The organism is Neoaquamicrobium sediminum, assembly GCF_040970315.1.
Lineage (GTDB): Bacteria > Pseudomonadota > Alphaproteobacteria > Rhizobiales > Rhizobiaceae > Aerobium > Aerobium sediminum.
Genome location: NZ_JAZHFV010000003.1, coordinates 490394 through 502890, shown reverse-complemented (window position 1 = coordinate 502890; position 12497 = coordinate 490394). Strand labels below are relative to the sequence as shown.

At 64.3% G+C, this 12497-nt stretch carries 13 protein-coding genes; 9 read left to right on the top strand and 4 right to left on the bottom strand.

Annotation, left to right across the window (positions count from 1 at the left end):
* Positions 1-13 precede the first annotated feature (13 nt).
* Positions 14-826 carry an SDR family NAD(P)-dependent oxidoreductase gene (locus V1479_RS13030; protein ID WP_368803258.1) on the bottom strand — a complete coding sequence of 271 codons (813 nt, stop codon included), beginning with the start codon at positions 824-826 and terminating at the stop codon, positions 14-16.
* A gap of 183 nt (positions 827-1009) precedes the next feature.
* On the opposite strand from V1479_RS13030, the gene V1479_RS13025 reads away from it, so the two are divergent.
* From V1479_RS13025 to V1479_RS13000, 6 genes are all read left to right on the top strand, one after another.
* The gene (locus V1479_RS13025) at positions 1010-2044 is read left to right on the top strand and encodes a cysteine synthase A (RefSeq protein WP_368803257.1); all 1035 of its coding nucleotides are present in this window, start codon (positions 1010-1012) and stop codon (positions 2042-2044) included.
* A gap of 188 nt (positions 2045-2232) precedes the next feature.
* The gene (locus V1479_RS13020; RefSeq protein ID WP_368803256.1) at positions 2233-2976 is read left to right on the top strand and encodes an alanyl-tRNA editing protein; all 744 of its coding nucleotides are present in this window, start codon (positions 2233-2235) and stop codon (positions 2974-2976) included.
* Between the two features lie 11 nt (positions 2977-2987).
* The gene (gene sseA / locus V1479_RS13015; protein ID WP_368803255.1) at positions 2988-3839 is read left to right on the top strand and encodes a 3-mercaptopyruvate sulfurtransferase; all 852 of its coding nucleotides are present in this window, start codon (positions 2988-2990) and stop codon (positions 3837-3839) included.
* Position 3840: 1 nt separating this feature from the next.
* Positions 3841-4371, top strand: a complete 531-nt coding sequence (locus V1479_RS13010; RefSeq protein ID WP_368803254.1) for a GNAT family N-acetyltransferase — start codon at positions 3841-3843, stop codon at positions 4369-4371.
* A gap of 143 nt (positions 4372-4514) precedes the next feature.
* Complete coding sequence (locus V1479_RS13005) at positions 4515-5081, top strand: OmpA family protein (RefSeq protein ID WP_368803253.1); 567 nt, start codon at positions 4515-4517, stop codon at positions 5079-5081.
* Between the two features lie 149 nt (positions 5082-5230).
* A complete protein-coding gene (locus V1479_RS13000; RefSeq protein WP_368803252.1) occupies positions 5231-5704 on the top strand; it encodes a DUF1203 domain-containing protein in 474 nt (157 codons plus the stop codon).
* Positions 5705-5838: 134 nt separating this feature from the next.
* Here the strand turns inward: V1479_RS13000 and ald are convergent, their stop codons facing one another.
* The gene (gene ald, locus V1479_RS12995; RefSeq protein WP_368803251.1) at positions 5839-6954 is read right to left on the bottom strand and encodes an alanine dehydrogenase; all 1116 of its coding nucleotides are present in this window, start codon (positions 6952-6954) and stop codon (positions 5839-5841) included.
* A 151-nt stretch (positions 6955-7105) separates the two neighbouring features.
* Between ald and V1479_RS12990 the strand changes: the two genes are divergently transcribed.
* The 3 genes from V1479_RS12990 to V1479_RS12980 all read left to right on the top strand — a co-directional run bounded on the left by V1479_RS12990 (position 7106) and on the right by V1479_RS12980 (position 10530).
* Entirely contained in the window at positions 7106-7579 is a 474-nt protein-coding gene (locus V1479_RS12990; RefSeq protein ID WP_173191847.1) for an Lrp/AsnC family transcriptional regulator, read from the top strand.
* Positions 7580-7718: 139 nt separating this feature from the next.
* Complete coding sequence (locus V1479_RS12985) at positions 7719-9695, top strand: bifunctional 2',3'-cyclic-nucleotide 2'-phosphodiesterase/3'-nucleotidase (RefSeq protein WP_368803250.1); 1977 nt, start codon at positions 7719-7721, stop codon at positions 9693-9695.
* A 91-nt stretch (positions 9696-9786) separates the two neighbouring features.
* Positions 9787-10530 carry a sulfite exporter TauE/SafE family protein gene (locus tag V1479_RS12980; RefSeq protein WP_368803249.1) on the top strand — a complete coding sequence of 248 codons (744 nt, stop codon included), beginning with the start codon at positions 9787-9789 and terminating at the stop codon, positions 10528-10530.
* Positions 10531-10550: 20 nt separating this feature from the next.
* Here V1479_RS12980 and V1479_RS12975 read toward each other — a convergent pair whose 3' ends face one another.
* Both V1479_RS12975 and V1479_RS12970 read right to left on the bottom strand, forming a co-directional pair.
* Positions 10551-11867 carry a TRAP transporter large permease gene (locus tag V1479_RS12975; RefSeq protein ID WP_368803248.1) on the bottom strand — a complete coding sequence of 439 codons (1317 nt, stop codon included), beginning with the start codon at positions 11865-11867 and terminating at the stop codon, positions 10551-10553.
* Positions 11860-12477, bottom strand: a complete 618-nt coding sequence (locus V1479_RS12970) for a TRAP transporter small permease subunit (RefSeq protein WP_368803247.1) — start codon at positions 12475-12477, stop codon at positions 11860-11862. The genes V1479_RS12975 and V1479_RS12970 overlap by 8 nt, the downstream gene beginning before the upstream one ends.
* Positions 12478-12497: the final 20 nt, after the last annotated feature.

Below are 12497 nucleotides of genomic sequence, written 5' to 3'. Positions count from 1 at the left end.
CTCCGCTCCCGTTTCAACGCTTGGATCTGGTGCCGAAACGCCTGCCGTCCCAACCCGTGACGCGACGCATGATGCGATAGCGCAGTGCCTCGGGCAAGAACCGCATGATCCGGGTCGGCCAGACCATGCGGCGCGGGAACGCGATCTCGAAGCCGCCCTTGCGCAAGCCGCGGAGAAGCCGCCGGGACGCATCCTCGACGGCGAGCAGCCCCGGCATCGTGAAACGGTTCTTCGCCGTGAGTGGCGTGTCGATGAAGCCTGGGTTGACGATCTGCAGGCGGATGTTGAGCTTGTCGAAATCGTAGCGAAGCGACTGCGCCAGACTGTGGAGCGCGGCCTTCGAGCTGCCATACGCACCGGCCGCCGGCAGGCCGAAATAGGAGGTGACGGAGCCGATGATGGCGATCTGGCCGCGGCCGCGGTCGCGCATAAGATCTGCCACCGGCACGAGCCCGTAGATGACGCCCAGCAGGTTTACCCCGTAGGTGGTCGTGAAATTGTAGGTTTCCAGCCTTTCGCCATGTGTGGCCGAATAGATGCCGGCATTGAGCACGGCGAGCACGATCGGCCCGAGTTCCTTTTCGATCGCCGCGACCGTGCGCTCCATGCCGCGTTCGTCGGTCACGTCGCAGAAATAGGGAACGATACGGCCGCGCGCACCTGCCGCTTCCTCGACAAGCGTCAGTAGGCGTTCCTCGTCACGCGCCATCGCAGCGACCACGAACCCTTCTCGGGCGAGATCGAGCGCAAACTGCCTGCCTAGGCCGGTGCTGGCGCCTGTTATCCAGGCGACGCCGTCCTTTGGGTCGGCTCTGTACAGCGTCATGAAGGATTCCGAAGCTGGTTTCGCGGCAGGATGTGGTAACGACGCCGGCAACGCTTGGAAAGGCCGCCGGGCGACATTGGGTATCGGGATGCCGAAATAAGCAGGTTTGGCGCAAAATCCAACCTTGAAAGCAACCTTCCACGTTTCTAGGCTCGCGCAAAAGATGACGACAAGGAAAGTTTCATGACCAGTTCCGTGATCGATATCATCGGCAACACGCCGCTGATCCGGCTCAAGCGTGCCTCGGAAGAAACCGGTTGCGAGATTCTCGGCAAGGCCGAATTTCTCAACCCGGGACAGTCGATCAAGGACCGGGCCGGGCTGTTCATCATCCGGGATGCGGAGCGCAAGGGCCTGCTGCGGCCGGGCGGCGTTATCGTGGAAGGCACTGCCGGCAACACGGGTATCGGCCTGACCGTGGTGGCGAAGGCGCTCGGCTACCGCACCGTGATCGTCATCCCCGAGACGCAGAGCCAGGAGAAGAAGGACGCCCTTCGCCTACTCGGCGCGGAACTGATCGAGGTGCCGGCCGTGCCCTACAAGAACCCGAACAACTATGTGAAGGTTTCCGGGCGGCTGGCCGAACAACTGGCGAAGACCGAGCCCAACGGTGCGATCTGGGCCAATCAATTCGACAACGTGGCCAACCGCGACGGCCATATCAAAACCACCGCGCAGGAAATCTGGCGGCAGACGGATGGCAAGATTGACGGTTTCGTCTCCGCTGTCGGCACCGGCGGCACGCTTGCGGGTGTCGCGGCCGGTCTGCGCCAGAACAGCAACGCCGTGAAGGTTGCGCTGGCCGATCCGCTGGGGGCAGCGCTCTACAGCTACTACACGACGGGTGAGCTCAAATCGGAAGGCTCGTCCATCACCGAGGGCATCGGGCAGGGGCGTATCACCGCCAATCTCGAAGGGTTCGAGCCGGACTTTTCCTATCAGGTTCCGGACGAGGAGGCATTGCCCATCGTTTTCGACCTGGTGCAGGAAGAGGGGCTTTGTCTGGGCGGCTCGACCGGCATCAACATTGCCGGTGCGATCCGGCTCGCCCGGGATATGGGGCCGGGCCACACCATCGTGACCATGCTCTGCGACTACGGCATGCGCTATCAGTCGAAGCTGTTCAACCCGCAGTTCCTGCATGAAAAGAAGCTTCCGGTGCCGGGCTGGATGGAAACGACGCCGCAGATTTCGGTTCCATACGAAGACGTGGCCTAATCTTTTCGCGTTGCGCCTGTAGCCGCTGCGCTATCGGGGCGGTTGCAGTCTTGCTGTGCGTGGTGTTCTCTGTCGCCGCGAATCCGGGTCCCATGTGACCCGGGTGCGGCCGAGAGAGGACACATGGATAGCGCGACATACCCGACCGGGTTCCCCACACGCAACGCGACGCCTGCGGAGCGGGCGTGATGGCGACGACTACGCAGGCTCTCTTCCGCGAAGACTCCTACCTGAAAGCCATGGAAGCGCGGGTCGTGGGCGTCAACGACCGGGGCGGCATCCTGCTCGACCGGACCGTATTCTATGCGACCTCGGGCGGGCAGCCGGGCGACACGGGTCGACTGCGCCGCGCGGACGGCTCGACCATCGCGATTGCCGCGACGATCACCGGCGAAACCAAGGACGAGATCATCCATGTGCCGGCAGCCGGCGCGGACTTGCCGGAGCCCGGCGAAACCCTGACAGGCGAAATCGACTGGGAACGGCGGCTGAAGCTGATGCGGATGCATACGGCCTGCCATCTTCTGACGGTGGTGTGTCCGTTTCCGATTACCGGCGCCGCAGTGAGCGAGGACGACAGCCGCGTCGATTTCGACCTGCCCGATTCCGGCGTGACGAAGGAAGACGTGACCGCGCGGCTGATGGAGCTGGTGCGGGCCGACCATCCGGTGTTCACGCGCTGGATCACCGATGACGAACTTGCGGCCAATCCTTCGCTGGTGAAATCCAAGAACGTGCGACCGCCATCCGGCACGGGCCGTATCCGCCTCGTCGGCATCGGCGAGGGCGGTACGGTCGACAGCCAGCCCTGCGGCGGCACCCATGTCGCCTCCACGGCGGAGGTGGGCGAAATCCATATCGGCAAGATCGAGAAGAAGGGGCGCGAGAACCGGCGGTTCCGCCTTCGCTTCGGTCCCTTGCCGGCAAACTGACGGAGACGATGATGAGCGAAACGAGCCCCTTCGTGGTCTCGGCCGACTGGCTGCAGGAGCGGGTCGGCCAGCCCGGCCTCTCCATCGTGGACGCCTCCTGGTATCTGCCGGCGCAGGGACGCGACGGGCGCGCTGAATACGAAGCGGCGCACATTCCGGGCGCGATCTTCTTCGACCAGGACAAGGTCGTGGAGCCGCAGAGCGACCTGCCGCATACGCTGCCGCATCCGGGGCTGTTCGCGCAGTTCGCCAGCTCCATGGGCGTCGACGAGAAGGATACCATCGTCGTCTATGACGGGCCGGGCATGTTTTCGGCGCCGCGCGTATGGTGGATGTTCCGCATCATGGGCGCGAAGGACGTCTTCGTGCTCGATGGCGGCTTCGACCGTTGGAAGGCGGATGGCCGGCCCGTGACGGCCGAGCCGACGAAGATCGCGCCCGGCTTCTTCGAGGTCGATTTCGACGCCGCGCGCGTTGCTTCGCTTGGCGACATGCGTTCGATCGTCGAAGACGGCTCGATGCAGATCGCCGATGCGCGACCGCCCGGGCGCTTCGCTGGCACCGATCCAGAACCACGGCCCAAGATGCGCTCTGGCCATATGCCGGGCGCAAGGAACGTGCCGGCGCCGTCGCTTTCGAAGGACGGCAAGCTGCTGCCTGTCGAGGAACTGAGAACGGTGCTGGAGGCGGCCGGCCTCGATCTTTCCAGGCCGGTTGTCACGTCCTGCGGGTCAGGCGTCACCGCTGCGGTTATTTCGCTCGCGCTGGCATCGGTGGGCCACGAGGACAACCGGCTCTATGACGGGTCCTGGAGCGAATGGGGCGGTCGCGACGACACGCCGGTCGTTACGGGGAAGGATTGAGATGACATCGGCTTCAGCGCCTATGACCGCGCGTATCACCCATCTGGAGATGACCGCGCCGCCTGCGCATCGGGTGCAGATGCCACAGGGACAGAGACTTGCGGTATTGCGCACCAAAAACATGCCGCTTGCCTTTTACCGTTACCTCTACGAGCAGGTGGGCAAGGCGCATCACTGGCTGCTGCGGCGCGATTTGACCGATGCCGATCTCTCCGCGGCGATCCATGCCGAGCACACGGAAATCCAGGTGCTCTATGTCGAGGGCTCTCCTGCCGGTTTCTTTGAGCTCGACCTGTCGCGGCTGCCGGGCGAGGCGGAGGTGCTTTATTTCGGCATCACGCCGGATTTCCAGGGCAGGGGGCTTGCCAAGTTCTTCCTGTCGGAGGCCGTATTTGCCGCCTGGGCGCATGAGCCGGAACGGCTGGTGATCCACACCAACACGCTCGACAGTCCGCGTGCGCTGCAGCTCTACCAGCGGATAGGGTTTTCGCCCTACGCCTGGTCGGAGGAGACGGTGGAGCCGTGGGGCTGACAGTCTGGTGACAGCATCCCGCTGCGCCTGCGATTAAGGATTATGAACGGCGGACAACAGCCCGTTCAGCTTCGTTTCAGTGCGGTTTTGTCAAATTCGGATCGTGATCAACGCGCCGCCCAGCGCAACCGAAGGAGACGACCATGTTCCGTCGCACATTTATCGCTGCCATGGCGGCTGCCATCGCTTTTCCCGCCGTGACGTCCGCGCAATCAATCTCTGCACCCGACATGCCGTCGGCCGACCGTATCCTGCGCCAGCTCGAGGCTGAACCGCGGCTGCGGGTCGACCCGCAGCGGCGCGTGACGGTGCAGGAGTTCAAGCGCCGGCCCGATTTGCGCCGCGCTGCACCTTCGATCGATATCCAGTCGATCAACTTCGCCTTCGGCTCTGCCGAGATTCCCTATTCGCAGTACCGCAAGGTCGAACAGATCGCCGACGCGCTGCAGCGCATGCTCGACCGGCGTCCGCGCAGCCGGGTGCTCATCGAAGGTCATACGGATGCGGTCGGCTCGGCCTATTCCAACCAGATCCTGTCGGAGCGTCGTGCAGAAGCCCTGAAGCGCGTGCTGGTGCGCGAGTTCGGTATCCGTTCCAGCGCCCTGGAAACGGTGGGCTACGGCGAGGAATATCTTCTGGTGCAGACGCCTTACGAGGAGTGGCAGAATCGGCGCGTGACCCTGCGCAACGTCGGCTCGTTCCTGCGCTGACGCACCTTTTCCCCGCCGTGCGCTCTCCCCTCGCGCACGGTTCCAGACCCGCCGGTTCGCCGCCGGCGGGTTTCTTCATGTTTCGGGTGGCGACGCCGATGCCATCTTTCGATGGTGCGGCAGACACGAACCCTGCCGGAGACCCGAAAATGGCCCTGATCCGCTTTGTCGCCATGCCCACCGAACAGGCCCGCGCCTATCAGCGCGGCGCGCCAGACGCCTACGGCAATCCACCCGAGCGCAGGGTTTCCGATGGTTCAGGCATTCCGTGCCGCCACTGCCTGCGCCATGTTGCGGCGGGTGAAGGCTATCTGACATTCGCGTACAGGCCCTTTCCGACCCTGCAGCCCTACGCGGAGACGGGGCCGGTCTTTCTGCATGCCGCCGAATGCGAACGCGCGCCGGAAGGCGACGTGCTGTCGCCGATGTTCAGGGCTACGCCGGACTACATACTGCGGGGCTACAGTGCCGACGACCGCATCGTCTATGGCACCGGCGGCGTGGTGGCGACCCACAAGATCTGCGGCCGCGCGCACGAAATCTTCGAACGCGTGGAGGTTGCGTATGTCCACATGCGCTCGGCGCGGAACAATTGCTATCAGCTCAGGATCGAGCGGGCGTAGCCAAGAAAAAGGCCCGCCGGTGGTGCAGACCGGCGGGCCATCGTCTCCGCGCGGGAGGACTTGCGCGGAAACCTCGGTTGGCTTCAAGGCATGTCTTTTCCCCGAAACCGGTTTCCACTTTCGGGAGACATGCTTCAGGCCGCGATCACCGCCCGCGGCTCGACCATTTCGTAGCCGAGCGCTTCGGCGACGGCCTGGTTGGTGATGCGGCCCTTGTGCACGTTGAGGCCGTTGCGCAGGTGCTGATCGTCGACGATCGCTTTCAAGCCGCGATTGGCAAGCTGCAGGCCATAGTGGAGCGTCGCATTGTTGAGCGCGTGCGCCGAGGTGACCGGCACGGCGCCCGGCATGTTGGCGACGCAATAATGGATGACGCCGTCGACCTCGTAGGTGGGCTCGGCATGGGTGGTGGCGTGCGAGGTCTCGAAGCAGCCGCCCTGATCGATGGCGACATCGACCAGCACCGCGCCCTTCTTCATGCCCGACAGCATTTCGCGCGAGACGAGCTTGGGGGCCGCCGCGCCGGGGATCAGCACCGCGCCGACGATCACGTCGGCGGAGAAGCACTCTTCCTCCAACGCCTCGACGGTGGAGTAGCGCGTGTGCACGCGGCCGTTGAAGATGTCGTCGAGCTGGCGCAGGCGCGGGATCGAACGGTCGATGATGGTGACGTCGGCGCCGAGGCCGGCGGCCATCTTCGCCGCGTTCAGACCGACCACGCCGCCGCCGATGACGGTGACCTTGCCGGGCAGAACGCCCGGCACACCGCCCAGGAGAACACCACGGCCGCCATTGGCCTTCTGCAACGCCGTCGCGCCGGCCTGGATCGCGAGGCGGCCGGCGACCTCCGACATCGGCGCGAGCAGCGGCAGACCGCCGCGATCGTCGGTGACGGTCTCGTAGGCGATCGCGGTGACGCCGGACTCGACGAGGCCGCTGGTCTGCGCCGGATCGGGCGCGAGGTGGAGATAGGTGTAAAGGATCTGGCCTTCGCGGAGCTGCACCCATTCCGAGGGCTGCGGCTCCTTGACCTTCACGATCATGTCCGACTTGGCGAACACTTCCTCGGCCGTCTTCGCGATTTTCGCGCCAGCGGCCATATAGGCTGCGTCGTCGGCGCCGATGCCGGCGCCCGCGCCGGTCTCGACGAGCACATCGTGGCCATGGGTGACATATTCGCGGACCGAGCCGGGGGTGAGGCCGACGCGGTATTCGTGGTTCTTGATTTCCTTGGGGCAGCCGACGCGCATTGGCGCTATTCCTCGCATTTGACGTTATGTTCCCTGAGGGAAATTGTTAACACGCCTGCCGTGGAACGTGTTTGCGAATAGTAGTGTTCGGGACCGTCGGTTTCGTATATTCTTGCGCAAAATGGAGTTTTTGCGGGAGGAATCACGGTTTATGACCCGAGACAGGATCGATATCGCTATTCTTGAAGCTTTGCAGAAGGATGGCCGAATTTCCAATGCCGCGCTTGCGGAGGCTGTGGGGCTATCGCAATCCGCCTGTTCGCGCCGGCTCGACAATCTGGAAAAGGAAGGCGTGATACGGGGCTATCACGCGCGCCTTTCCAACGCCGCACTCGGTCACCGTATGACCGCGATCGTGCATATCTCGCTGTCTGGACAGTTCGAAAAGACGCTGGCCGATTTCGAGGCGGCGGTGAAACGCTGCCCGAACGTGCTGTCGTGCCACCTGATGTCGGGCGAATACGACTACATCCTGCGCATCGCCGCGCGCGATCTCGAGGACTATGAGCGTATCCACAAGGAATGGCTGACGGCGATGCCGCACGTCACCAAGATCAACTCGTCCTTCGCGCTGCGCGAGGTGATCGATCGCACCCATGTCGGCATGAAGCCGGATATGGCGTGAGGCGTGGGTTGGAAGGCCTGATAAGCCGGCAAAATTTCATCGGCGCGTCACGCGAAGCTGCTGGACTCATTGTTCCGACGGCGCGACACTCGTTGCGCCCCTTCACGGCCAAGAGAAAATATCCAGACGGAGAACGACAATGTTCGCGACGATACCTGCCATTTCCCGCCGCACTTTCCTGGCCGGTTCCGCAGCCGCGGGCGCGGTCGTGATGCTGCACCCGTTCTCGGCGCGGGCGCAGGCCAACCAGGCGCATCTGCGGATCATGGAAACGACGGACCTGCACGTCCACGTCTTCCCCTACGACTATTATGGCGACCGGCCCAACGACACGATGGGCCTTGCGCGCACGGCCTCGATCATCGAAGCGATCCGCGCCGAGGCGACCAACGCGATGCTGGTCGACAATGGCGACTTCCTGCAGGGCAACCCGATGGGCGACTACATCGCTTACGAGCGGGGCATGAAGGCGGGAGACATCCACCCTATCATCGCCGGCATGAACGTGCTCGGATACGATGCCTCGACGCTGGGCAACCACGAGTTCAATTACGGGCTCGATTTCATGATGAACACGATCGCGGGCGCCAATTTCCCGGTGGTCTGCGCCAACGTCACCAAGGGCCAGCTTGCCGGCAACGCGCGCGAGGACGATCTCTTCCTCAAGCCTTATGTGATCCTCGACAAGACGGTGACGGACGGCGCGGGCCAGTCGCATCCCGTCAAGGTGGGGCTGATCGGCTTCGTGCCGCCGCAGATCATGAACTGGGATTCGCGCCACCTCGTCGGCAAGGCGGCGACCCGCGACATCGTCAAGGCGGCGCAGGCCTGGGTGCCGCAGATGAAGGAGGAGGGCGCCGACATCATCATTGCGCTGTCGCACTCCGGCATGGGGCCTGTCGGCTACGAGGAGAACCTGGAGAACGCCTCGATCCAGCTTGCCGGCATCGACGGGATCGACGCGCTGGTGACCGGCCACAGCCATCTTGCTTTCCCCGGCCCGCAGTTCGACGGCGTGGAAGGCGTCGACAACGCGGGCGGTACGATCGGCGGCAAGCCGGGCGTGATGGGCGGCTTCTGGGGCTCGCATCTCGGCCTGCTCGACCTGCTCCTGGAGCGCGACGGCAATAGCTGGCGCGTCGTGAGCTCGACCAGCGAAGCGCGGCCGATCTCGGAGCGCGTCGACGGCAAGACGAACGCGCTGGTGGAAAGTGTGGCGGCGGTGGAGGACGCGGTGCGCGCCGACCACGAGGCGACACTCGCTTACGTGCGCGCGCCGGTCGGCAAGACGGATGCGCACCTGCATTCCTATTTCGCGCTGGTTGCCGACGACCCGTCGGTGCAGATCGTGAGCCAGGCGCAGGTCTGGTACATCACCGACATGCTGAAGGACACGGAATATGCCGAGCTGCCGGTGCTTTCGGCTGCCGCTCCCTTCAAGGCCGGCGGGCGCGGCGGGCCTGATTATTACACCGACGTGCCGCCCGGAGACGTGGCGATCCGCAATGTCGCCGACCTCTATCTCTATCCCAACACCGTGCAGGCGGTGGTGATCACCGGTGCGCAGGTGAAGGAGTGGCTGGAAATGTCGGCCGGCATCTTCAACCAGATCGAGGCAGGTGGCACCGACCAGCCGCTCATCAACCCGGATTTCCCGTCCTACAATTTCGATGTGATCGACGGCGTGACCTACCGCATCGACCTGTCGCAGCCGGCGAAATACACCTCCAAGGGCGAGTTGCAGAACGCCGATGCGAGCCGCATCGTGGACTTGCAGTTCGACGGCGCGCCGATCGATCCGGAGGCACGTTTCGTCGTGGCCTCCAACAATTACCGCGCCGGCGGTGGCGGCAACTTCCCCGAGATCGGCCCCGACAAGGTTGTGTTCGAGGCGCCCGACACCAACCGCGACGTGATCGTGCGCTACATCGTGGAGCAGGGCACCATTGACCCGAAGGCCGACGCGAACTGGAACTTCGTGCCGCTGGAAGGCACGACGGTGGTGTTCGAGACGGGGCCGAAGGCAGAGGCCTTCATCGGCGAAGTGACTGGCGTTGCGATCGAAGCCGCGGGCGAGGGCGAGGGCGGTTTCGCGAAGTATCGCATCACACTCTAAGGGCGCCAGACAGGATCGGCGGCAGCCGGTCCTGTGGCTCTTGTTTCCGTCGGTGTGGCGATACAATCTCTCCGCAGCCGACGGAGGCACGATGGGCGACCCTTCCACCATTCTCGCGATCTGCGCGACTTTTCTTCTGGCAGGCTTCGTCAAGGGCGTGGTCGGGCTCGGCCTGCCGACGATCAGCCTCGCGCTGCTGACAGCGGTGCTTGGGCTGCCGCAGGCGATGGCGCTGCTGCTGGTGCCGTCGTTTGCGACCAATCTCTGGCAGGCGCTTGCCGGCGGCAACGCGCTCACGATCCTGCGGCGCAACTGGCAATTCTTCGCGCTTGCGACGCTGACCGTGTGGATCGGTGCTCTCGGTCTGTCGCGGCTCGATACCAACGTGCTCGCAGGGCTGCTGGGCGTGATCCTGATCGTCTATGCCGCGCTCAACCTGTCAGGGTTGCGCTTCACCGTGCCGGCGGCGCGCCAGCCATGGGTCGGTTCCGTCTTCGGCGCGACAAACGGCGTGCTGACCGGCATGACCGGATCGTTCGTCGTGCCGGGTGTGATGTATCTGCAGGCGACCGGCATGCCGCGCGATGCGCTGGTGCAGGCGATGGGCATTCTGTTCGTGCTTTCAACCGCGGCGCTGGCGGTGGCGCTCGGCGGCAACGGCCTGCTCAGCGCGACGCTCGGTGCGCAGTCTGCCGTCGCATTGCTGCCGGCCATTGCCGGCATGGTGATCGGGCAGAAGGTGAGGGGCCATCTGTCCGAAACGCGGTTCCGCGTCGTCCTGTTCTCGGCGCTGCTGGCGCTGGGGCTCTACCTCCTGCCCAATCTCGCCGGTTGAGACCGACGGGCGGCGCTTCGTCACCGATACCAGAGCGCCAGCGACGGGAACAACAGGACCAGCACCAGCGCCACGGCCTGCAGCGCGATGAAGGGCAGCAGCGACCTGAATATGGTGCCGAGCGATATGTCGGGCGGCGCCACGCTCTTCAGGTAGAACGCGGCCGGCCCGAAGGGCGGCGACAGGAACGAGATCTGCATGTTGAGCGCGAACAGCACGCCGAACCAGACCGGATCGTAGCCGAGCTCCTTCACGATGGGCGCAAAGATCGGGATCGTCAGCAGGGCGATGCCGACCCAGTCGAGGAACATGCCGAGCACGGCCAGGATGAGCATCATCACCAGAATGATGACAATCGGCGTGTCGGAAACACCGAGCAGCAGTTCCTTGATGAAGTTGATGCCGCCCATGAGATTATAGACGCCGATCAGTGCTGTTGCGCCGATACCGATCCAGACGATCATGCCGCAGGTGCGCAGTGTCTGCATGGATGCGTCGAGCATCATCTTCATGGAGAACTCGCCGCGCAGCACCGTCGACAGGATAACGCCGACGACGCCGATGGCCGATGCCTCGGTGACGGACGCGATGCCGCCATAGATCGAGCCGAGCACGAAGACCACGACCAGAAGCGGCAGGAACAGCCCTTTGAGAAGCTTCAGCTTGTCGGCAAACGGCATCTGCTCCTGCTGGGTCGGTATCGGCGCCATCTCGGGCCGGAAATAGCCGATGGCGAGCACGTAGGTCGCATAGAGCGCGGCAAGGAGCAGGCCCGGCAGGAAGGAGGCGGTGAAAAGCTCGGCGATCGAAACGCTGGCCGACAGGCCGTAGATGATGAGCACGATGGATGGTGGGATCATCGTGCCGAGCGCGCCGCCGGCGCAGACGATGCCAATAGCCAGACGCCGGTCGTAGCCAAGACGCAGCATCTGGGGCAGCGCGAGCAGGCCGAGAAGCACGATCTCGCCGCCGATGATGCCGGACATTGCCGCCAGTACGACCGCCACCAACAGCGTCTGTACGCCGACGCGGCCGCGGATGCGCCCGCCCACCAGCCGCATCGCATCGAACAGGTCGCGCGCGATGCCGGACCGGTCGAGGATCGACGCCATCAGCACGAACATCGGGATCGACACGAAGACGTACTGCATGATGAAGGAGTAGACGCGCGTGGTGACGATCGGCACCGCCATCGGGCCGAACCAGCCGAGCGCGAAGATTAGCGCGACCAGGATGGTGACGAATGCCAGCGGCATGCCGGTGAGCAATAGCACCAGCAGCATGCCGAACATGGCAACGCTGCCGCCGCCGATGCCGAGGGACTGAAGATCAAGCATCGCCGAGCTCCTGCTCCGGGCTGCGGTTTTCATCGGTGGGCTTGCGCCGCAGATGGGCGATGGCCTGGAGCAGGAACTGGATGCACATGACGCAGAGGATGAGGAACAGCACGGCTTTTACAATCGCCGGCGTCGGGGGATTCCAGGCGCTGCCGCTGGTCTCCAGGTGCATCTGGCCGGTCGGCGTGAAGAAGGCCTTGTATGCAAAGTTCCACGCGGCCCATGCCATGAGGGCGCAGGCCGCGGCGCCGACAAGGCTGATGGCGACATCGAGGAGCCGCCTGACGCGCTGCGAGACGGAATCGTAGATCAGCACGACGCGGATATGGCGGTTGGTGCCCAGGCAGTAGGCCCCGCCGAAAGCGAAGCAAAGCGCGGTGAGGGCTGTCGTCGTTTCGTGCACCCAGATGGTGGGGGCATTGAAGACGTAGCGCATAACCACTTCGTAAAAGGTGAAGGCGGTTATGAGCAGGAAGGCCGCGGCGAAAACGGGCGCCAACGGAATCAGGAGCCGCGAAAGCGTATCGTTCGCCTCGTCCCGCACCTCCTCGCGAGGATTGTCCCCGGAAGCCATGCCGATTCTCCTCGCATTGCCGGCCGGGCCCGCCACCCGGCCGTGTCAGTCAAAGC